The following is a 21163-nucleotide window of genomic DNA, read 5'->3' as shown; positions in this document are numbered from 1 at the left end:
ATTTCAGTCATGTTCATGGTGTGATGGTTGCCACTTGCGCGAGCACTCAAGCTCACGCTGTTGATTTCAATATCGGGGAGATTCAAGGGACGTTCGATTCATCGCTGTCGGTCGGTGCCAGCTGGTCGACGGCTGATCCGGACAAGCAGTTCATTTCCAACTTCAACTCCCAGGGCGTAGCGGGTGGTGAGTCCGCCTCCCGGACCACCGACGACAACCGCCTGAACTTCAAGAAGGGTGAAACCTTCTCGAAGATCTTCAAGGGCGTGCATGACCTGGAGCTGAAGTACGGCGACAGCGGTGCCTTTGTGCGTGGCAAGTACTGGTATGACCTCGAGCTGATGGACGAAAGCCGTCCGTTCTACGACATCGATGACTCGGGGCGTGATCGCGCGGCCAAGTCATCCGGGGCGATGTTCCTCGACAGCTTCGTCTACCACAACTACACCCTCGGCGATCAGGTCGGCAACGTGCGGCTCGGCAAGCAGGTGGTGAGCTGGGGCGAAAGCACCTTCATCGGCAACTCGATCAACAGCATCAACCCGATCGACGTCGCAGCGTTGCGTCGTCCGGGCGCTGAAGTGAAAGAAGGCCTGATCCCGGTCAACTTGCTCTACGTGTCCCAGGGCCTGGCCGACAACATTACCGCTGAAGCTTTTTATCAGCTGGAGTGGGACAAGTCGGTGGTCGACAACTGCGGCACGTTCTTCGGTAACGACGGCGTACCCCAAGGCTGTAACGACCGACTGGTAGTCGCCGGCCTTGATCTTCCACCCGGAGTGGCACGCAACACCGGCGGTTTGGCAGCCATCGCGGCGGGTACGGACAACGCTTTCATTGCGCGCCTGAAAGACAACGATGCCCGCGATAGCGGCCAGTATGGCGTGGCCCTGCGCTGGTATGTCCCGGAGGCGAACGACACCGAATTCGGCGCCTACGCGATGAATTACCACAGTCGCAACCCGTACCTGAGCATCAATCAGATGACCAGTGCAGCTGGCGGCGTGACCTCTGCGCGCAGCGTTCGTTATTTCATCGACTACCCGGAAGACATTCGCCTCTATGGCCTGAGCTTCCAGACCAACGTCTCGGGCGTCTCACTGGGTGGTGAAGTCAGCTACCGGCCGAACATGCCGCTGCAACTGAACACGGCCGACCTGCTGTCCGCAGCCACCTTCGGCGCGACCTCGCCGCTGATCACCACCGGTTTCGCCGGCCGCACACTGGGTGCCGAAGTCAATGGCTACAAGCGCATGCCAGTCACCCAGGCGCAGGTGACCGCGACGCAGTTTTTCGATCAGGTGCTGGGCGCCAGCCGTCTGACCGTGGTCGGTGAGGTCGGTTACAACCACATCAACGGCCTGGGCAAGGCTGACGGCTCTGACCTGCGCTTCGGTCGCAGCCCGGCCTTCGGTCCCGGCGAACTACCAGGCGCTGCGGGCGCGGCGACCTGCCGCGGAGCCGCTGTGGGCACGCCGACGGCCAGCAACCCGGCGCAGGAGTGCAACGACGATGGCTTTTACACCAGCAACAGCTGGGGCTATCGACTGCGCGGCAAGCTCGATTACCAGAACGTGATCGCCGGCATCAACCTGTCGCCCAACATCGCCTGGTCCCATGACGTCGAAGGTTATGGCCCGAACTTCGATGAAGGTTCCAAAGCGGTCAGCCTCGGTGTGGATGCCGACTATATGAACACTTACACCGCCAGCCTGAGTTACACCAATTACTTCGGTGGCGATTTCAACACCAACGTCGACCGCGACTACGTTGCGCTCAGTTTCGGCGTGAATTTCTGATGCAACCCTGCCAGAGGTACTTCAACATGAACGCACGTATTGTTCTGCGCGCTGGCGCACTGAGTCTGACGCTGCTGGCCAGTGGTGTAATGGCTGCCGTTTCGCCCCAGGAGGCCGCACAGCTGGGCACCACGCTGACCCCTTTGGGCGCTCAGAAAGAGGGCAACGCCAACGGCAGCATTCCCGCCTGGACCGGTGGTTTGAAACCCGGCGCGGCGGCGCTCGACAACGGTTTTCTCGGCGATCCGTTCGCCAGTGAAAAGCCGCAAATGGTCATCACCGCGGCCAATGCCGAGCAGTACAAGGACAAGCTGACACCGGGTCAACTGGCGATGTTCAAACGCTATCCGGACAGTTACAAGATCCCGGTCTACAAAACTCAGCGCTCGGCGGCTTCTCCGCAGAACGTGTATGACATTGCCAAAAAAAGCGCGGTGACCACCGAACTGACTCCAGATGGCAACGGGCTGGTTAACTTCGCGCAAACCCGCTATTTCCCGTTCCCGATTCCGAAGACCGGTGTCGAGGTTTACTGGAACCACACCAACCGTTTTCGCGGCGGCAACATGGAACGCCAGGCGGCCCAGGCAGCGCCGCAAACCAACGGCTCCTATTCCATCGTCGAGTACGTCGACAAGCTGGCGTTCCCGCAATTGATGGAGGGCGTCGAAGGTGGGCAAGGCGACAACGTTCTGTACTACTACAAGCAGGAAATCACCGCGCCGTCGCGCATGGCCGGCAGTGTGATCCTGATTCACGAGACCATTGACCAGGTCAAGGAACCGCGCCTGGCGTGGGTCTACAACGCCGGTCAACGCCGCGTGCGTCGCGCACCGCAAGTTGCCTATGACGGTCCGGGCAACGGCTCGGACGGCATGCGCACCGCCGACAACACCGACATGATGAACGGCGCGCCGGATCGCTATGACTGGAAGTTGATCGGCAAAAAGGAACTGTACATCCCGTACAACAACTACAAGTTGCAGTCGCCGAAGCTCAAGTACGACGACATCATCAAACCGGGACATATCAACCAGGACCTGACCCGTTATGAGCTGCACCGGGTCTGGCACGTCGAGGCCACGCTGAAACCGGGTCAGCGTCATGTGTATGCCAAACGTGACATGTACTTCGACGAAGACACCTGGCAGCTTGCCGAGGTCGATCACTACGATGGCCGTGGTCAGCTGTGGCGGGTGGCAGAAGGTTATGCATTCAACGATTACGAACGCGGGGCCCCTAACTTCGCCATGCTCGGGATCTATGACTTGATCGCCGGTCGCTACAACGTGCTGGCGATGACCAACCAGGCCCGGCATGCCACGACCTATGGCATGACCGCAAAGATGACCGATTTCACTCCGTCAGCACTGCGTAACGCCGGCATCCGCTGACCGTTCGCCTTCGCTGAAACAACGCCCTGTTCGCAGGGCGTTGTGCATTCAGATGGCCACCACCTGATGCGGGTGGCGCACAAACCGTCGTCTCGCCCAATGATGGCAACCTCACACCATCAGCGAGGTCCGCCATGTTTGTGCCACGGCCGCATTTGTGCGACGTACTCAAGCGCGAGCAGCGCCGCTTGCAACTGCTTTGCGCGCCTGCAGGTTATGGAAAGACAGCGTTGCTGCGCGAGTATTTGCAGGGTGGAGAGGCGCCTGGGCGGGTGGTTTGGCTGTCTCTGGGGGGGCAGCGGCAGACGCTGGACAGTTTGAGTGGGATGCTGACTGGTGAACTTGAGCTGGCATCAGATACGCCGCCTGATGCATTACTGGCGTATCTCGATTCTAGAGATTGGGTGACTGGTCCATCGCTTTCGCGGGCAAGCCCGCTCCCACATTTGACAGCGTTCCAATGTGGGAGCGGGCTTGCCCGCGAAAGCGATGGACCAGCCAATGAATATCTAAAATTCCGGCTTGTTTTCGATGATCTTCCTGCTCAAATGCCATCGGACCTGAACCACTGGTTCGATCAACTCCTGTCCCTCCAGAACCCACAACTGCAAGTGCTGGTCACCTGCCGCCAGCGCCCCGACTGGAACCTGCCGCACCTGATGCTCACGGGCGAATTGCTGGAACTGGATGCCCGGCAACTGGCACTGCGTCCTGATGAATTCGAATCGCTGGTCAGTCTGCTCGCGCCTGAAACCGACACGGCCTCACGGGAAAACCTGTGGCACCAGACCGGCGGATGGTGCGCCGGTGTCCGCTTGTTGTCCTCGTCATTGCTCGGTCCATACCTTGAACGCGAACTGCTGTCGCGCCTGAGCGATGAACAGCGGGAAGTGCTCTACGGACTGGCGCATTTGTCCAAGGCCAGCGCCGACCTCTGCGAGCAACTCTGGGAAGGGCAGCAGGGCGCCCGGGTGTTCAAGAGCCTGCTGGATGACCAGGCCTTTCTCTTTCCCATCGACAACCAACCCGGCTGGTTTCGCTTGGTGCCCGCCGTGGCGCAGGCCCTGCAATCCCGATTCAGTGGCGTGCCGTTGAATCGGCTGCGCTTGCGGGCCTGTCAGTTGCTCAGTGTTTTGGGGCAGGTCGATGATGCGGTTGAGCAGGCGCTGAGTGCCGATCAGCCGGAGGTGGCTGCGAACTACATGGAGCGGTTGTGGCTGAGCTGGATTTTGAGCGAGCGGCATCTGGATCGGTTCATGGACTGGCGCGAGCGCATCGAACCGCAGTTGCTGCAGAGCAGCTCGCGTTTGATCTATTTGTGCGCCAAGGCGCTGTTGTTCAGCGGTCGACTGGACGAAGCCGAGGAATGCCTGCAACGTCTGGGGCACTTTTTGCCGCTGCCCGATCCGCGACGCAGTCAACGCCTGTTGGCTAACTGGCAGGCGTTGTATGGAACCCTTCACGCGATGCGCGGCAACCCCGAACCGGCGCGCCTGCATTGCCACGCAGCCCTGCGTTATCTGACGGCTCAGGATTGGCTGTCGGTGTTGTTGTGCCATTGCACGCTGGCGCGCATCGCCATGAAAACCGGCGAACTGAACGAGGCCCAAGTGCTATTGGAGCATTCGCTGGAGCTTGCCCGGCGCCAGGGCAGTCGTGAGGCCGAGGTGCTGGTGAACACCGACCGAGTGCGGTTGTTGCTGCTTCAGGGGCAGTTGGGTCTGGCGCAATCGTTGTTGCGCACGGAACTTGCCCAACTGACTGGCAGCAGAACCCAACCCTATCCACTGCTGGGTCGACTGATGTTCCTGCAAGGTGAGTTGCTGTTGCAGCAGGGCCACACGGAAGAGGCCGAGCAAGTCGTGCAGGCGGGGCTGCTGCAGGTTCGCGACTGCTGCGCGCCGTTTGTGCTGAATGCCTACCTGTTGTTGTCCGAGATTGCCGCGCGCAGCCATGACGCCGAAAAGGCGCATCTGCTGCTGTATGAAGCCGAGCGACGCATGCATTGGGGCAAGATCGACAGTGCGTGCTATCAGGGGCCGATCGCCCTGCAAAAAGCCCGCAACCAGTCCCGCGAGCACGGTGAAGACTCTGACAACTCGCTTGTGCCGCGCGTCGCTGAAGTGGCGGATTACCAGGATGGCCTGACGCCCCGTGAGGTGTCGGTGCTCAAGTTGCTGGCAGAGGGCATGTCGGTGCGCGAGGTTGGCCATCGTCTGTTCATTTCGGTGAATACCGTGAAAACCCATGCCAAGAACATCAACGTCAAGCTCGGCGCGTGCCGTCGTACCCAGGCCATCAACAGCGCCAAAGCGATGGGCATTCTTGCCTGAATCAGTCGACTGAAAACGCCACCCACCTGATCCGGGTGGCGGCGCGGCGCGACTGATGGTCAACCATGCACCGAACCCCGACGCAATGCTGCGCAATCGCGGTGGCGTCCAGACAACAAGAAGAGAGGTAGTGATGAGCGCCATCGAGAGTTGGACGAGCACGGACATCCGCACGATCCTGGAAAAACAGCGGGCGGCCTTTCTGGCCAGCGAACCCTGGACCGTCGAGCAACGCTGTGAATTGCTCGACCGGGCGATCAGTTTGCTGGTCATCCACGAACAGGAAATCGTCGAAGCTCTGACGGCTGACTTCGGCCATCGCAGCCCCGGCTTCTCGAAGGGCAGCGAAGTGCTGTCGCCGCTGGCCACTCTCAAGCAGACCAAGGCTGAACTGGCCGAATGGATGCTTCCTGAAAAGCGTCAGGCCAGAGCCGGCGAGGCCTGGGTTCAATACCAGCCGCTCGGCGTGGTGGGCATCGTCACTGCCTGGAACGTCCCCGGCTACATGGTCTTCAGCGGCCTCGCCGGTGCCTTGGCCGCCGGCAACCGGGTGATGATCAAACCATCGGAATTCAACCCGCACACCTCGGCCCTGATCGCCCGACTGATTCGCTCGGTGTATGCCGAAGATGAAGTGGCGGTGGTGCTGGGTGGCCCGGACGTCGGTGAGGCGTTCTGCGGCCAGCCGTTCGACCATTTGCTGTTCACTGGCGCCACCAGCATCGGCAAGCACGTGCTGCGCTCGGCCGCAGAAAACCTGGTGCCTGTGACGCTGGAACTGGGCGGCAAGTCGCCAACCATCATTTCCCGCACCGCCGACTTCAAGGATGCGGTGGCCAAGACCGTCATCGGCAAACTGCTCAACGCCGGCCAACTGTGCGTCGCGCCGGACTATGTTTTCGTGCCGAAAGAATCGGTAGATGCGTTCATCAGTGTCGCCAAAGCGGTTGTCGCCGGGTTCTTCCCGACGCTCAAGGACAATCCCGAGTACACCTCAATCATTAACACCCGCCATTACGAGCGTTTGCTGGGCTACCTGAGCGAAGCACGCGACGCCGGTGTCGAGCTGATCGAACTGAACGCGGCCGGTGAGGACTTCAGCGAAGCGACGCGCAACAAGATTGTGCCGATCCTGCTGCGCAATCCTGGCGACGATCTACAGGTGATGCAGGACGAGATCTTCGGTCCGCTGCTACCGATCAAACCGTACGACACCATCGCCGAAGTGATTGCCCGGATCAACGCCCGGCCGCGCCCGTTGGCGCTGTATTACTTCGGCAACGATGCCGCCGAGGAAGCACAAGTGCTCACCCGCACCTGCTCCGGTGGCGTGACCCTCAACGGTGTGTTGAGCCATGCCAGCACCGAAGGCCTGCCGTTCGGCGGCGTCGGCCAGAGCGGCATGGGTGCCTATCACGGTATCGACGGTTTCCGCACCTTCAGCCATGCCAAAACCGTGCTGCGCACTGCGCCAAACCCGGCCTGAATCCCATTTCATTCTTGAGAGAACTGCCATGAAAGCTGCCGTATTCCACCAGGTTGGAGCCCCGCTGGTCATTGAAGAAGTGGGTATCAGCAAACCGGGTCCGCGTGAAGTACTGATCCGCACCAAAGCAGTCGGTGTCTGCCATTCGGATCTGCACGTGATCGATGGTTCGTTCCCGTACCCAGGCCCGTTGGTGCTGGGCCACGAGGCGGCCGGCGTGGTCGAGCAGGTCGGTTGCGAAGTGCGTTCGGTCAAACCGGGCGATCATGTGGTCACCTGCCTGACCGTGTTCTGCGGCCATTGCGAACATTGCGTGACCGGCCATCTGGCGCGTTGCGTTTCCCCGGAAACCAAGCGCGGCGCGGACGAGGAGTCGCGCCTGACCTACGTGCAAAAACCGATTCCGCAATTCGTCAACCTGTCGGGTTTTGCCGAGCAGATGCTGGTGCATGAAAACGCCTGCGTCGACATCCGCCGTGACATGCCGCTGGACCGCGCCGCACTCTTGGGTTGCGCCGTCACCACCGGCACCGGCGCGGTTTTCAACACCGCCAAAGTGCGTCCAGGCGAAACCGTGGCCGTGATCGGCTGCGGCGGTATCGGCCTGGCTGCGATCAACGGCGCGGCACTGGCCGGAGCCGGGCGGATCATCGCCATCGACATGCTCGATTCCAAACTGGAGTTGGCCAAGCAGTTCGGCGCCACCGACCTGATCAATGGCAAGGACGGCGACGCTGCCAAGCAAGTGATGGAACTGACCCGCGGCGGTGTGCACCACGCCTTCGAATGCATCGGTCTCAAGCAGACCGCCGAGCAGGCCTTTGCGATGTTGGCGCGCGGCGGCACCGCCACCGTGATCGGCATGCTCAAGCCCGGCCTGAAAATCGAACTGGACCCGCTGCAATTGTTGCACGAACGCCGCATCCAGGGTTCGTTGATGGGTTCCAACCGCTTTCCGGTAGACATGCCGCGCCTGGTGGATTTCTACATGGCGGGCAAGCTCAAGCTCGACGAAATGATTTCCCAGCGCATCAAACTGGAGCAGATCAACGAAGCCTTTGATGAGTTGCGTCGTGGCGAGTTGGCCCGTTCGGTGATCATCTTCGACGAGTAACACGCGCCCGCACGAACACGCTGCCGACGACCACGTCGGCACGCCCCAGGCTTACGGAGTTGATTGATGGACATTGATTTCACAGCAGAAGAATTGGCCTTCCGCCAAGACGTGCGAGCCTTCCTGCGCGACCGGTTGCCGACCGAACTGGCCGAGCGGATTTCCCAGGGCAAGCGTTTGAGCAAGGAGCATCAGGTGCAATGGATGCGGACTCTCAACCAGCAGGGCTGGCTGGCGCCGGGCTGGCCGGTCGAGTTCGGTGGCACCGGTTGGACTGATGTGCAAAAGCATATTTTCGACGAAGAGTGCTTCGCGGCCGGTGCGCCGAAAGTGTCGTCATTCGGGCTGAAAATGGTCGCCCCGGTGATCATCAAGTTCGGTACGGCCGAGCAGAAAGCACGGTTTCTGCCGCGCATTCTCACGTGCGAAGACTGGTGGTGCCAGGGTTACTCCGAGCCGGGCGCGGGCTCCGATCTGTCTTCATTGAAGACCCGCGCCGAGCGCGAGGGCGATCACTACGTGGTCAACGGCCAGAAAACCTGGACCACCCTGGCGCACTTTGCCGACTGGATGTTTTGCCTGGTGCGCACCGACCCCGAGGCCCGACAGCAGCGGGGCATTTCCTTTCTGTTGATCGACATGAAGACGCCGGGCATCACCGTGCGGCCGATCATCACCCTCGACGGCGAGCATGAAGTCAACGAAGTGTTCTTCGACAACGTGCGGGTGCCGGTGGCCAACCTGGTCGGCCAGGAAAACCAAGGCTGGACCTGCGCCAAGTACCTGCTGACCCACGAGCGCACCAGCATCGGCGCAATTGCGCAGAACAAGGCACTGCTGAGCCGTCTTAAACGCATCGCCAGCCAGGAAGTGCGCGACGGTCGGCCATTGATCGAAGACCCGCTGTTCCGGGCGCAGATTGCCGAAGTCGAGATGCAGTTGATGGCCGCCGAAATGAGCAGCCTGCGCACCTTGGCGGCCGTACGCGACGGCGGTGTGCCGGGCGCGGAAAGCTCGTTTTTGAAGATCAAGGGCACCGAAATTCGTCAGGCGATTACCTACCTGATCAGCAAAGCCGTGGGCCCTTACGCCATGCCGTTCATTGAAGATGAGCTGGGTTACGGCAGTGAGCCGTTGCTGTACACCGACTACAGCAGCACGGCCACCTATCAGTATCTGGATGCGCGCAAGGCCTCGATCTACGGCGGGGCCAACGAGATCCAGAAGAACATCATCGCGAAAATGATTCTCGAACTGTAAGGGACCGACCATGGATTTCAAACTGAGCGAAGAGCAGCTGATGCTGCAAGACACCGCCGCGCGGCTGGTGCGTGACACCTACGGTTTCGAGCAACGCGAGAAATTCAGCCAAAGCGAACACGGTTTCAGCCGCGCGTTCATGCAGCAGCTGGGTGACCTCGGGCTTTGCGCCGTGCCATTCGCCGAGACGTACGGTGGATTTGGCGGCAGTGGCGTGGAAAACATGTTGATCATGACCGAGCTGGGTCGAGGCCTGTGCCTGGAACCCTACCTTCATTCGGTGATTTTTGCCGGTGGGCTGGTCACCCAGTTGGGCACAGAGGCACAGAAAGAAGCGCTGCTGCCGCAACTGGGCAGCGCCGGTTTGCAGATGGCGGTAGCACTCGATGAGCCGCAAAGTCACTACCAACTGCATGATGTACAAACCGTCGCGGAGCCCGTGACCGGAGGCTGGAAGCTCAACGGTCGCAAGTCGGTGGTGGTCGCAGGCCAGAGTGCCGGGCTGATACTGGTGTCTGCTCGAACCAATCACGAAGCTCGGAATGAGAAGGGGATCAGCCTGTTTCTGGTCGATCCGCAGGATCGCGGAGTGCGCCGGCGTTCTTTTGCAACCATGGATGGGCGCATGGCCTGTGAGTTGTACCTGGAGGACGTGTTCGTCAAAAGCAGCGAGATGTTAGGGGAGGAGGGGCAAGCCCTGCCAGCCTTGCGTTACCAGCAAGGCCGCAGTATCGCCGCACAATGCGCCGAGGCCGTCGGCAGCATGGAAACCGCATGCAAGCTGACACTCGATTACTTGAAGACCCGCAAGCAATTCGGTCAGCCAATCGGCAAGTTCCAGGCATTGCAGCACCGTATGGTGGACATGCGCATCGAACTCGATCAGGCCACCTCCATGACCCTGCTCGCGGCGTGTGTGGCCGATCAGCAGGACAATGACGAGCGTAGCCGCGTACTGGCGGCGGCCAAGTTCATCGTCAGCCGCGCCAGTCGTTTTATTGCGGACCAAGGCATTCAGTTGCACGGCGGGATCGGCCTGACTTGGGAGTACGTGCTCTCTCACCATGCCAAGCATCTGCTGATGGTCGCTCGTCAGTTTGGTGATGACGATCATCACTTGCAGGCGTACGCGAAGCTGTTGCAGGTAGCCTGAGCCACGTATGTATGCTCAGGATAACCGGGCTTCACGCCCTGTTGTCCGTTGGAGAAGAACTAAAGCCCGAATTATGTTTTCAGTGAAATCTGAGACTGGCTGGTTCTGGCTGTATGCGACCGGCCGCTTCTGGCCGATTGCTGAACGAGCCCCATGAAAGACAGGACACTGTTTCCCCCTTACGATAAGGGATAGGCAAACGGTTATGTTTATGACTAACAGCAACGATAAGAGTGGGGAGCTTTTGGGCCAGGAGCGGCCTGTCAGAGGCAGAGTACGAAATGTTCTTGAGCTCTGCCCTGCGGATCAAATCGCACTGGTATATAACGTCGTTATCACCTCATCGCGCCGCTACCAGCCCCGATTTAGTCACGGAGCAGAATGTGGCAAGGAATGTTATCCACCAAACCCGTAAAGGCGTTATGACAGCATTTGGCTATCTATAATTCGACCTCACCAGGAGGAGAAATGCGTATCGGGGGTTGGAGCCGTCTGTGGGTTGTCATCACGGTACTCTACGGAGTCGTTGTGGCTTTTGTTGCGTACGATGAACGCCCCACCCTCAAGCAACTTCAATACAACTGGGTGCGCGATGCATCCGACACTATGGCAGAGGCAATCTCTCGCACCGAGAAAGTGGAACTGTCAGGCCTCCAGCTCCGAGAGATGGTGTTTGCCGAAAAGACTGACGCCGAGGCGATCACCACACTCGAAGAGATCGCAACGTCGCCAACCAAGAACCAGAGGCTGTTCTCATCCAAGGTCGCGAAGGTCAATGAAAAGCACCGCCAGATCGTTTCACAGTTGGGAGCCGTTCGCGGCAAGCATGTCCTTCTGTCGCTCGCATGGTGGCTGGGCCCATCGCTCATGTTGCTCGCGCTCGGGTGGTCGGCGGGTTGGGTATTCAGGGGCTTCCGTGGAAAGTCGGTCTAACCCTTCGTCGCAGCGGACCGCCTTCGGCGGCCGCTGAACTCAAACGTTAGCCATTCAATCCATCCGTTGTGGGTCATCAACCGAGGAGCATCTCACATGGCTTCTATCCGCAAAGAGATCCTGATCGAGGACAGCCCGGAGCATGTCTGGGCGGCGGTTCGCGATGTCGGCGCAATACATCTGCGCCTTGTGCCTGGCTTCGTGGTCGACTGTCGCCTGGAAGGAGATTCCAGGATCGTCACATTTGCCAATGGGATGGTAGTGCGCGAGCTGATCGTGGACATCAACGACGACGCTCGCCGGCTCGTGTGGGCAGCGGTTGGAGGATGGTTCACCCACCACAACGCATCGCTGCAAGTGTTCGCCGAGGGTGCGAGTGATAGCCGGCTCGTCTGGATCGCTGACTTGCTGCCTAATGATATGGCAGGAGCCATCGAAGCAATGATTCAGCAAGGAACAATTGCCATGAAGCATACGCTTGAGCGCAATGTCACAAATGGCTAACTCTTCGTTGCAGCGGACTGCCTCCGGCGTCCGCTGAACTCAAACGTTAGCCCCGTTTACCATCACTTCAGGGGCGTGCTTGGAGCCAATCGAACCCATTTCCCGGGACTCCGGCACCGGCCCTGGGGTCGTGTGCTTCCACTCCAATGCGAGCAGTTCGGTGCAGTGGCGAGGGCTCCTGGAACTCTTGGCGCCGCGGTTCCGTGTGCTTGCTCCCGATTCATTTGGCGCAGGTAAGAGCCCAGCATGGCCATCCGATCGGATCATCACCCTCAGCGACGAAGTCGCGCTCGTAGAGCCAGTTCTCGCCAGAGCGGGCGTACCCCTCACGTTGGTTGGCCATTCGTATGGCGCTGCAGTAGCGCTGATCGCAGCGTTGCTGAACCCCAGCCGGGTGCGCGCCATCGCCTTGTATGAGCCAACGCTGTTTGCGCTCCATGACGCCGAAGTGCCCCCGCCAAATGAGGCGGACGGAATCCGCGAGGTAGTGGCGGACGCCGGGCTTGCCCTCGATGCAGATAACCAAGACGCCGCCGAGCGGTTCATTGACTATTGGATGGGCTCTGGAACGTGGAAGCGGACTCCGGAACAACGCAAGCAATCCATCGCAGTGGCGGTGGCAAATGTGCGTGGCTGGGCTCAAGCACTGTTTGCCGAGCCAACGCCCTTAACCCTTCGCTCAAGCCGGCAGCCACCGGCAAGCCGGTGTCTGGGAGAGTAAAGGGGGCGAATTTATTTATTGTTAACTGACCGTCCGCAGTGGGTCGACTCCGGCCTATTGTGACTGGCACAAGTCGACCCATTGCGGACGATGGCAAAGGGCTGCGATAGACCTGGAGCAGTCCGCTAAGGCCGCACGGCTTGGCCTATGGGAGTTATCAGAGGCTAAAGTAATGCCGCCATGGGAATGGCGAAAAGCAGGTAAAACAACTACAGGCCACCTTCGGGTGGCATTTTAGCATTAGCGGGTAATACTTCTCTGTATAGGCGGGCGTGTTGCTGGTGGCGCGAGCCGCGGGGAGGTGTGAGGTGAACAAGCTATCAATTGTGGGTGCCGGTATGGTGGGTGAGGCGGCGGCTCAGATCATCGCCCGGGAAGAGTTCTGTCGTGAGTTGATGTTGATTGATGTGCAGGGTGAGTTGGCACAGGGCAAGGCGCTGGACGTCTGGCAGGCGGCAGTTGAGTCAGGTTCTGATACCAGGGTTTACGGCGGGTCCAATGCCGAATTGCTGCAGGATTCTGACCTGGTGGTGATTACGGCGGGTGTGCCCCGCAAGCCTGGTCAGTCGCGTCAGGATGTATTGAGTATCAATCTGCCAATTCTCGATAGCATCATGCTGGATATTAATCGTCATGCTCCGGCGGCGACGGTGTTGGTGGTGTCGAACCCGGTCGACGTGCTGACCTATCGGGCTTGGTGTCTCAGTGGGCTGGGACGCAACAGGGTGTTCGGGCAGGCGGGGGTACTGGATACAGCGCGCATGAAGTGTTTCATTGCCGAGGAGACAGGGTTTTCTGCTCGGGATATCACGGCGCTGGTGCTGGGAGGGCATGGCGATAGCATGGTGCCGCTGATGCGATACTGTGCGGTCGGTTCGGTGCCGCTGTCTCACTTCCTGTCCAATCAGCAGATAGAGCGGATTGTGGAGCGCACACGTCAGGGTGGCGGCGAGATTCTGGGTTTGAAGAAGGTGGGGAGCGCCTGCGATGCGCCGGGCGTGGCAATTGCACAGATGGTGGATGCTATCGCCAATGGGCGAAACCGCATTTTGCCAACGGTCGCGATTCTCGAGGGCGAGTACGGGCGAACAGGTATTGCCATGGGTGTCCCCTGTGTGCTGGCAGAGGAGGGGGTTGCGCGGGTGATCGAGTTGTCTCTGGATGCGCAGGAGCAGGCGATGTTCGACCGCTCTGCAGATCAGGTGGTGCGTGATATTGCTGAAATGAATGCTTTGTGAGCGGGGCTATATGAGGGGGGGTCGCAACGGGGAGTTGAGCGCCGGTCCCTGGCGCTCGGGGTCATGGTGTTACCTGGTGTCAGGCAGTGGCACTATGATCTTTTATGGGTCTGAACAGGCCGGATAGTCTCGTTTCTTCAAACCGGTATACAGCTGGCGCGGACGACCGATGCGTGTTTCGACTGTCCCCATACCCTATCAGGCCAATCCTGTTTGATCGTCCTCGCAGCTCCGGTTTCAATAGTTCAACACCGCTTCGTAGTCTTCTCTAACCTCTGTTCCAAGCGCATCCAGTGCGCGCAAATATGGCGCCCTTGAGCTAAGGGGGCCTGAGTTTCTGCTTTAACTTCAGCACACATTACGGGGGTTCGATGCTCGTCTAGAGTTCTCTGTGGTGCTGACCCTGTGCGGCGCGGCTCGACCAACATAATCCTTCATGATGCAGCGTGGTATGACGATGATCGCCACGGTGTGTGAATCGTATGCGATCCATGAACCCCACCTACCGCAAGACGGGGCGACGGTTTACCGTGGCATCTCTGGCGAGCAACTCCACGGCAGCAAGGCTTCATAGTCTTCGACCGACGAAGCATGCGGCAACCGCTCCAGTACGTGGCGTAGCCACGTATAGGGTTCCTGGCCGTTGATCTTGGCGGTTTCGACCAGGCTATAGATCTGCGCACTGGCCGTGGCCCCCTTGGGCGTATCGCTGAACAGCCAAGCCTTGCGGCCGATGACAAACGGCTTGATTGCTCTTTCGGCCGCATTGTTGTCGATGGGTAAATAACCGGCCTCGACATAGCGCTCCAGTCGGCTCCAGTTGTTTGCCAGATAATGCACGGCCTTGCCCAGCGCACTTTGTGCGGTGACCTGCGGATGGGTTTTATCCAGCCAGCTTTTCAGTTGGGCGAGGATCGGCAGGCTCTTTTCCTGGCGACTGATAAACCGCTGTTCGTCACTGACGTCCTTAAGTTCACGCTCAATGCCGTACAGTTTGTTGATCATTGCCAGTGCGATATCCGCACGTCCCGTCTTGCCCTTGGGCTGCACTTTTTGCGCGTCCACAAACTTGCGTCGCGCATGCGCCATGCACGCCAACCGTTCGACGCCCGGTTGCAACGCCAAGGCGTTATAGCCGGCGTAATCATCGGTCATGACATAGCCGCGATAACTTTCCAGCAGACGCAACGGCACGTCCTGCGCACGGCTGGAGGTGTAATCAAACAACACCACTTTTCGATCGGGCGGGCCGCTGGCTTGTACCCACATCCAGGATTGGCTGGTCGGATCTCGATCCGGCTCTTTCAACACCTGGACGCGGGTTTCATCGCAGTGGATCACCGGACTTTCCAGTAATCGGTCGCGCATCAAGTTCAGCAACGGCTGGAAGTGTTCGCTGCACTGGATCACCCAGCGCGCCAGGGTCTGGCGCGGGATATCAATGCCATGCCGGCTAAGCACCGTTTCAAACCGATGCAGCGGCAAGCCGTCGACATACTTGGTGGTCAGCAGCATGGCCAGCACGCTCGGGCTGGCCATGCTCTTCTCGATCAACTGAGCGGGTTTGTCGGCGGTGACCGGTGCGGTTTCGCAACCACGGCAACCGTAGACCTTGCGGATATGTTTGATGACCCGGATCTGCATCGGCACGATATCCAGCTGTTCGCTGGTGTCTTCGCTGATCACATGCTTGCGGCAACCGCAGGCACAGGTCAGTTCGTGTTCGGGCAGTTCATGAATAACTTCGATACGCGGCAGATCAGCCGACAACGGCTTGCGTTTGCCACGGCGCGGCGTCGGCGAAACGGCTTCTTCGTCAGGGTCATCAACGAGCGGCATCGGCTCGCTTTCCGGCTCGTTGAACAGCGCCAGTTGCGGCGTGTTGGGCTCAACGGTCTGTTCGGATTTGCGCCCGAACAAGCGGTCGCGCAGCAACTTGATCTGTTCCTTCAGGTCGACGATGTGAGTCTGATAAGCCTGGGCCACTTCTTCCTGGCGGCTGAGTGCCTCAAGCAGCAGTTGCTTGAGCAAAACAGGATCATCAGGAAGGTCGTCGGGTAGGGAAATCATGGCCCGGATTATACCGGGTCAAGCGACGTAGCGCGGGGTCAAAACCTGATGAGGACGGTTACGCCAAAGATCAAAACCGTCGAGTAACCAGTTGAGTTCCTGAACCGTCAGCACAATCGCCTCATCGCTGACATCGGGTGATGCTTTAAAGCGCTCGGACTCCAGCCGCTTGAGCCAAAGGCAGAAGCCGTTGCGCTCCCAGTACAAGATCTTCACGCGGTTCCGGGATTTGTTGAGGAAGACAAACAGCACCGGATCGAACACCGCCACTTTTATATCCAGCTCGACCAGCGCGGCGAGGCCATCAATGGATTTTCGAAAGTCCACGGGTTTGGGGTAGAGATAGACTTTTTCGACTTTGGCGTCGGGTCGCATCATGGCGGGCGGGCTCCAGAGAAAAACGGGAGCACAGCATCCGGCGTCAGGGGAACGCTTTGAATGTGTAGTTCATGGAGCGGTTACTGTGAATCGCCCCTGAATCAGTGGACATTCGATGGCCGCTTTTGGCGATTGCTGCCCGTTGTGAGGGTCAGCTAACGACCCAGGCTGTGTGAAAACGTGCTAAACACGTCGAAAACTGAGAGTCGCGAGGATTGCCTGTGGAATAAGCGGGCGGAAGCGCGAATTACCTTAGTCAGCTACATAGACGTTCGTAATGCCGTTTGGGCCGCGTCAGCGGCCCAAACGGCTACTAACGGGCGAGCCAAACGGCTGGATTCACGCCCTGATCGCCTCAAGCAGTCCTGCGATGCCGAAGATGCTCATCATTCGTTTGAGGTTGTAGGCGAGCACATGAAGGCTCATTTCGGTACTTACCCGCGGAAGTGTTTTGGTCAGGAAGTGGGTGGCTCCCATCCAATATTTGAGCGTTCCAAAAGGATGCTCAACAGTCTGGCGGCGAACCTTCATCTTCCCCGGGTCATGCTCCAGCCGAACCTGCATCGCGTCGATTACCGCCTCATGTTCCCAGCGCTTCACACGGCGCTCCTTACCCGTAGTACATTGCTTTTGCATTGAGCAGGACTGGCAGCCCGAGAAGTAGTAACAATGCAATAACATGCCGTCTTCCATCGACGAATGCCGCCTAGTTAGTAACTGCCCCGCAGGGCATCGATACTCGTCCGACGCAATAAGATAGATGAAATCCTGCTTGCCGAATCTGCCTTCGGCTTTGCTGCCAGAGGTGAGGGGTTTCGGTACGAAGGTAGTGATGCCGGCTTGCTCGCAAGCAAGGATTTCCAGACCTTTGTAATAGCCTCGGTCAGCTACCACCGTTAGCGATTCAGCCTCGATTTCTTCACGCGCTTGGTTCGCCATATTGCTCAGCTGCCCACGATCATTACCAACGTTGGTCACCTCATGAGCAATGATCAGATGGTATTTGTCGTCGACAGCTGTTTGTACGTTGTAGCCAACCGTTCCGGTGCCTCGGCCGCTCGTGGCCATTGAGCGTGCATGTGGGTCTGTGAGGGAGATCTGCTGGTCTGGACTTTCGTGGAGCTGCGCCTCGATTTCCTTGAGTTTCTGCATCTGCTTTTTCAGTGTTTCTATCTTTTCTTTAAGACGCTCTGCTTTGGCCTCGGCCACTTCGGGCGTTGCCCGATCCGCCGAATCCATCGCCGCTAGATATCGATCAATGCTCTGCTCGATCTGCTGCATGCGCGCCTTCACCTTGCCCTGAGTGAAGTTGCGGTCGCGATTATTGACGGCTTTGAATTTGCTGCCGTCGATTGCGATGATCGATTGGGAGAAGAGATTGAGGTTGCGACAAAGCACCACAAATTGCCGGCAGACACTGCGAATAGCCTTGCCGTTATCCTTACGAAAGTCGGCGATGGTTTTGAAATCTGGAGCCAAACGCCCCGTCAGCCACATCAACTCGACGTTGCGCTCGGCCTCACGCTCAAGTCGGCGGCTGGACTGAATCCGATTGAGGTAGCCGTAGATATAGATCTTCAGCAACACCGCTGGGTGGTAGGCCGGACGACCAGTTGCGGCAGGATCGACGCCCTCAAAACCAAGTGCGCCTAGGTCGAGTTCATCGACGAAAACATCGACCACGCGCACTGGATTTTCTTCGGCTACGTAATCGTCCAGACACTCCGGCAGCAAGGTGACTTGCGTCCGAGCCTCACCTTCGATGAATCGCTTCATAATCGCCCCCGCTACGATCTCGACGATCAGAAGGTTAGACAATCACTGGCGTTTTCACACAGCCTGGACCCGAAGCGGCCGGTCGTGGTGTCTAGCAAGCTGGGGGCGATTCACTCAGAGGGAATGTTTGAGTCGTGACTGGATTCAGCTGCTAGTTTCAATCGGTCAGCTTTACTAATGTATTTAGACTTGCTTTTCGGTGCCAATTTGGCACTGACTTTTTTGGCGTGAGCTTTTAATAACTGCTTTATTTTTTTTTGACGATTCATTTTTTTACTCGGATTGTAGATTCTTGAATGATATCAGCTCCAACTTAGAATAGATGGAATCAAGAGGGGTGTGAATTCCCCTTGGGCTTTAATCGGTTAGGAACCTAAGCGGATTGATGCTTACCGGCCGCAATGGGTCGACTGCTGCCGACCACGATCAGACAGCCCCCTCGCACTGTCGATTTCGCAAAGTCTCGTTCGACTATCCTTCAGGGAATGAACCTGATTGCTCGCAGTGATCGTAGGCGTTTCCTGTACGAGAACTTTCACGAAGACGAATCTGGAGACGAGTATGCGCAAGCTCATCGTTGCCGCTTTCATTAGTCTGGATGGCGTTATTCAAGCGCCCGGCGGGCCTGAAGAAGATCCCAGCGGCGAGTTCCGCTTTGGTGGCTGGATAGTGCCCTACGCCGACGAAGCCTTCGGCCAAGCCATACAGGACCTGTTCTCGCAGCCGTTCGAGTTGCTGCTGGGGCGTCGCACCTACGACATATTCGCGGCATATTGGCCGCTTGTATCGGCCGATTCAAACAGCCGCGCCATCGCTGATCTGTTCAACAGCATGCCCAAGTACGTGGCCACCCATCGATCCGATACGCTTGATTGGAACAACAGCCATGCGTTGGAGGGCAACTTTGCCGAGGCGATACGCGTGCTCAAGCACCAGGGCGGCGCCCACCTATTGACGCAGGGTAGTGGCGATATGGTGCGCCAACTGCTTGCAGCCGGGTTGGTGGACGAGCTTCGGCTTATGATTTTTCCCATCGTACTTGGACGCGGCAAGCGCTTGTTCGGCGACAACGCACAAGCGTCGGCCTTCACTTTGGCGAACTCGACCAGCACGCCTGGCGGTGTGCTGATCACCCGCTACGTCCGTAGCGGCGACGTGCGCACGGGAACGTTCGAAGAAGTTGAGTAGGAAAGCCACCTTGTTTATGGGCCGATCGCAGCTTTAATGGATTGTGATGGCCCGAGCAACAATTGTTCCATTCCAAAGGAGCAGAAAATGTACAAACTCAGAGCCCTTGTGGCGTCAAGCGCATTCACACTCGCCGCACTCATGACGTCTCCCGTGACGGGCGCTGAGCAATCCATGGCGGGCCACATATCCGTTCTACCCTCTGATCTCAAATGGTCTGATGCGCCATCGGTCGCGCCTGGCGCCCAAATCGTAGTCATTGAAGGCGACCTGAAAGCCGCCGTTCCGTTTACCTTTCGGCTCAAGCTTCCTGCCAACTCTAAAATAGGTGTCCATACTCACCCGGTGGTGGAACGTGTCACGGTAATTTCCGGCACTTTTAACCTGGGAGTCGGCGACAAATTTGACCGCGACAAAGCCAGGGCCTACACGCCGGGTGGTATCACGATCATGCCTGTCGGCATGCCGATGTATGTATTCACCGAGGAGGAAACCGTGGTACAGATCCATGGAACCGGCCCGTGGGGTATCAATTTTCTCAATCCCGCGGATGACCCCAGAAAGAAGTGAACTTATCTGGCTGACTTTCCGGCCGCATTAATTACTCCGCCAACGCGACCTGCGCTGCCTTCGCCTTCTGCGAGCGAAGGATCCGGAAGATCAGGAAGCCGGCCACCGCGAAGGCGCTATTCAAAGCGACCATCGGGAAGGCCGTGTCGTCTTGCAAATGGCTGAGCAGCAGGCCGGAAACCGTCGCGCCGGCCATCTGCGCAAAGCCGATAAAGCCCGCCGCCAGCCCAGCGCGGGTCGGGTTGGGAATCACGGCGCCGGCGACCGAGCCCGGCAAGACCATGCCCGCGCCCAGTGTCAGCACCACCTGCGGCAGCATCAGGCCGGCCACCGTCGGGCCGGTGAACTCATGGATCACCAGGGCCAGGCAGGCGCCAACCGCGACCAGGCTGGTGCCGATGGTCACGATTTTTTCCGGGCCGAACTTCATGATGGTGCGGTTGGTGAAGATCGCTCCGGCGATCAGCCCCGAAACGATGCCACCGAAGACCAGGCCATACTGGGTCGGGCTCAGGCCGAGGTGCCCGACGAACACACGCGAGGAGCCGGCGATAAAGCTGAACATCGCGCCGTAGGTGCAGGCGATGGCAATGGCGAAGCTGCGCAAGGATGAGCCTTTGAGCAGCGCTGAGTAGTTGCCCAGGAGCTTCTTCAAACGACCCGCCTGCGGATCCGGCTGCAGGTTGGTTTCCCGGAAGAACAGGGAGGCGACCAGTGCGGTGGCGCCGAGCAATACGGTAGCGACCACTACCGCGCGCCAGCCGCCGGCATGAGTGGCAATCAGCCCGCCAAGCACCGGCGAAAGCATGATCGCGCTGAGCATGCCGATCACCGTGATGGCCACCACGGGGCCTGCTTTCTCTTTCCAGACATCGCGCACGATGCTTCGTGCCACCACCAGCGCAGCACAGGCGCCCAGCCCCTGGAGAGCACGGCCGCCAATGAACTCGGGCATGCTTCCGGCAAACACCATCCACAGGGAGGCGAGCACATAGGTGGCGACGCCGGCGAGCAGCAGCGGCCTGCGTCCGATGCGGTCCGACAGCGGCCCGAAGAACAGTTGCCCGAGGCCGAAGGCGCCGACGAACACCGACAATGCCGTCAGGGAGGTGCCAGGCGCGGCACCGAGCCCCGCCTCTATATCGCGCAGGCTGGGGATCAGCAGTTGGGTGCAGATCTCTCCCAGGCCGCAGAGCACGATCAAGAGTGCAAGCAGTACGCCGGAACGGCTGGGAAGCTTCATGGT

Annotated in this window: 18 protein-coding genes; 13 read left to right on the top strand and 5 right to left on the bottom strand. The window is 59.0% G+C overall.

Translation table 11 applies throughout. The annotated features are described in order from the left end of the window. Positions 1-23 precede the first annotated feature (23 nt). From NVV94_RS16090 to NVV94_RS16035, 11 genes are all read left to right on the top strand, one after another. Complete coding sequence (locus NVV94_RS16090) at positions 24-1799, top strand: DUF1302 domain-containing protein (protein WP_258447722.1); 1776 nt, start codon at positions 24-26, stop codon at positions 1797-1799. Between the two features lie 26 nt (positions 1800-1825). Continuing rightward, positions 1826-3193: a DUF1329 domain-containing protein gene (locus NVV94_RS16085; RefSeq protein WP_258443374.1), complete on the top strand. Its 1368-nt coding sequence runs from the start codon at positions 1826-1828 to the stop codon at positions 3191-3193. Between the two features lie 548 nt (positions 3194-3741). Beyond that, positions 3742-5526 (top strand): LuxR C-terminal-related transcriptional regulator, encoded by a 1785-nt coding sequence (locus tag NVV94_RS26730; RefSeq protein ID WP_309304255.1) that lies wholly within the window; start codon positions 3742-3744, stop codon positions 5524-5526. Positions 5527-5659: 133 nt separating this feature from the next. Continuing rightward, positions 5660-7012, top strand: coding sequence for a coniferyl aldehyde dehydrogenase (locus NVV94_RS16070; protein ID WP_258443373.1), 1353 nt, complete (start codon positions 5660-5662; stop codon positions 7010-7012). A 28-nt stretch (positions 7013-7040) separates the two neighbouring features. Continuing rightward, positions 7041-8126 carry a Zn-dependent alcohol dehydrogenase gene (locus NVV94_RS16065; RefSeq protein WP_258443372.1) on the top strand — a complete coding sequence of 362 codons (1086 nt, stop codon included), beginning with the start codon at positions 7041-7043 and terminating at the stop codon, positions 8124-8126. A gap of 66 nt (positions 8127-8192) precedes the next feature. After that, positions 8193-9386 carry an acyl-CoA dehydrogenase family protein gene (locus NVV94_RS16060; protein ID WP_258443371.1) on the top strand — a complete coding sequence of 398 codons (1194 nt, stop codon included), beginning with the start codon at positions 8193-8195 and terminating at the stop codon, positions 9384-9386. A 10-nt stretch (positions 9387-9396) separates the two neighbouring features. Continuing rightward, a complete protein-coding gene (locus NVV94_RS16055) occupies positions 9397-10539 on the top strand; it encodes an acyl-CoA dehydrogenase family protein (RefSeq protein ID WP_258443370.1) in 1143 nt (380 codons plus the stop codon). Between the two features lie 468 nt (positions 10540-11007). Beyond that, complete coding sequence (locus NVV94_RS16050; RefSeq protein ID WP_258443369.1) at positions 11008-11472, top strand: hypothetical protein; 465 nt, start codon at positions 11008-11010, stop codon at positions 11470-11472. Positions 11473-11568: 96 nt separating this feature from the next. Then, positions 11569-11976, top strand: coding sequence for an SRPBCC family protein (locus NVV94_RS16045; RefSeq protein WP_258443368.1), 408 nt, complete (start codon positions 11569-11571; stop codon positions 11974-11976). A gap of 79 nt (positions 11977-12055) precedes the next feature. Continuing rightward, positions 12056-12697, top strand: coding sequence for an alpha/beta fold hydrolase (locus NVV94_RS16040; RefSeq protein WP_258443366.1), 642 nt, complete (start codon positions 12056-12058; stop codon positions 12695-12697). Between the two features lie 308 nt (positions 12698-13005). Next, positions 13006-13935, top strand: coding sequence for a malate dehydrogenase (locus tag NVV94_RS16035; protein ID WP_258443365.1), 930 nt, complete (start codon positions 13006-13008; stop codon positions 13933-13935). A gap of 525 nt (positions 13936-14460) precedes the next feature. Here NVV94_RS16035 and tnpC read toward each other — a convergent pair. From tnpC to NVV94_RS16015, 4 genes are all read right to left on the bottom strand, one after another. Further along, positions 14461-16005 (bottom strand): IS66 family transposase, encoded by a 1545-nt coding sequence (tnpC, locus tag NVV94_RS16030; RefSeq protein ID WP_258443364.1) that lies wholly within the window; start codon positions 16003-16005, stop codon positions 14461-14463. A gap of 18 nt (positions 16006-16023) precedes the next feature. Continuing rightward, a complete protein-coding gene (tnpB, locus tag NVV94_RS16025) occupies positions 16024-16383 on the bottom strand; it encodes an IS66 family insertion sequence element accessory protein TnpB (RefSeq protein ID WP_258443363.1) in 360 nt (119 codons plus the stop codon). 339 nt (positions 16384-16722) lie between these two features. Beyond that, the gene (locus NVV94_RS16020) at positions 16723-18159 is read right to left on the bottom strand and encodes an IS1182 family transposase (RefSeq protein ID WP_258443362.1); all 1437 of its coding nucleotides are present in this window, start codon (positions 18157-18159) and stop codon (positions 16723-16725) included. Between the two features lie 110 nt (positions 18160-18269). After that, on the bottom strand, positions 18270-18428 hold the full coding sequence (locus NVV94_RS16015) for a DUF2986 domain-containing protein (RefSeq protein ID WP_258443361.1): 159 nt from the start codon (positions 18426-18428) through the stop codon (positions 18270-18272). A 292-nt stretch (positions 18429-18720) separates the two neighbouring features. On the opposite strand from NVV94_RS16015, the gene NVV94_RS16010 reads away from it, so the two are divergent. Both NVV94_RS16010 and NVV94_RS16005 read left to right on the top strand, forming a co-directional pair. Continuing rightward, positions 18721-19347 carry a dihydrofolate reductase family protein gene (locus tag NVV94_RS16010; protein WP_258443360.1) on the top strand — a complete coding sequence of 209 codons (627 nt, stop codon included), beginning with the start codon at positions 18721-18723 and terminating at the stop codon, positions 19345-19347. Positions 19348-19434: 87 nt separating this feature from the next. Continuing rightward, a complete protein-coding gene (locus NVV94_RS16005) occupies positions 19435-19917 on the top strand; it encodes a cupin domain-containing protein (RefSeq protein WP_408733411.1) in 483 nt (160 codons plus the stop codon). 31 nt (positions 19918-19948) lie between these two features. Here NVV94_RS16005 and NVV94_RS16000 read toward each other — a convergent pair whose 3' ends face one another. After that, complete coding sequence (locus tag NVV94_RS16000; protein WP_258447720.1) at positions 19949-21160, bottom strand: multidrug effflux MFS transporter; 1212 nt, start codon at positions 21158-21160, stop codon at positions 19949-19951. Positions 21161-21163: the final 3 nt, after the last annotated feature.

This window comes from Pseudomonas sp. LS1212 (genome assembly GCF_024741815.1).
GTDB lineage: Bacteria > Pseudomonadota > Gammaproteobacteria > Pseudomonadales > Pseudomonadaceae > Aquipseudomonas.
This window is presented reverse-complemented; position numbering and strand designations above follow the sequence as displayed.

Bases quoted from the DNA above. Each gene is read 5' to 3' on its own strand.
- NVV94_RS16085 (WP_258443374.1), top strand. From the start codon at position 1,826: ATGAACGCACGTATTGTTCTGCGCGCTGGCGCACTGAGTCTGACGCTG.
- NVV94_RS16000 (WP_258447720.1), bottom strand. From the start codon at position 21,160: ATGAAGCTTCCCAGCCGTTCCGGCGTACTGCTTGCACTCTTGATCGTG.
- NVV94_RS16020 (WP_258443362.1), bottom strand. From the start codon at position 18,159: ATGAAGCGATTCATCGAAGGTGAGGCTCGGACGCAAGTCACCTTGCTG.
- NVV94_RS16005 (WP_408733411.1), top strand. From the start codon at position 19,435: ATGTACAAACTCAGAGCCCTTGTGGCGTCAAGCGCATTCACACTCGCC.
- NVV94_RS16045 (WP_258443368.1), top strand. From the start codon at position 11,569: ATGGCTTCTATCCGCAAAGAGATCCTGATCGAGGACAGCCCGGAGCAT.
- NVV94_RS16060 (WP_258443371.1), top strand. From the start codon at position 8,193: ATGGACATTGATTTCACAGCAGAAGAATTGGCCTTCCGCCAAGACGTG.
- NVV94_RS16010 (WP_258443360.1), top strand. From the start codon at position 18,721: ATGCGCAAGCTCATCGTTGCCGCTTTCATTAGTCTGGATGGCGTTATT.
- NVV94_RS16015 (WP_258443361.1), bottom strand. From the start codon at position 18,428: ATGAATCGTCAAAAAAAAATAAAGCAGTTATTAAAAGCTCACGCCAAA.
- NVV94_RS16055 (WP_258443370.1), top strand. From the start codon at position 9,397: ATGGATTTCAAACTGAGCGAAGAGCAGCTGATGCTGCAAGACACCGCC.
- tnpC (WP_258443364.1), bottom strand. From the start codon at position 16,005: ATGATTTCCCTACCCGACGACCTTCCTGATGATCCTGTTTTGCTCAAG.
- NVV94_RS16065 (WP_258443372.1), top strand. From the start codon at position 7,041: ATGAAAGCTGCCGTATTCCACCAGGTTGGAGCCCCGCTGGTCATTGAA.
- tnpB (WP_258443363.1), bottom strand. From the start codon at position 16,383: ATGATGCGACCCGACGCCAAAGTCGAAAAAGTCTATCTCTACCCCAAA.
- NVV94_RS16050 (WP_258443369.1), top strand. From the start codon at position 11,008: ATGCGTATCGGGGGTTGGAGCCGTCTGTGGGTTGTCATCACGGTACTC.
- NVV94_RS16090 (WP_258447722.1), top strand. From the start codon at position 24: ATGGTTGCCACTTGCGCGAGCACTCAAGCTCACGCTGTTGATTTCAAT.
- NVV94_RS26730 (WP_309304255.1), top strand. From the start codon at position 3,742: ATGCCATCGGACCTGAACCACTGGTTCGATCAACTCCTGTCCCTCCAG.
- NVV94_RS16070 (WP_258443373.1), top strand. From the start codon at position 5,660: ATGAGCGCCATCGAGAGTTGGACGAGCACGGACATCCGCACGATCCTG.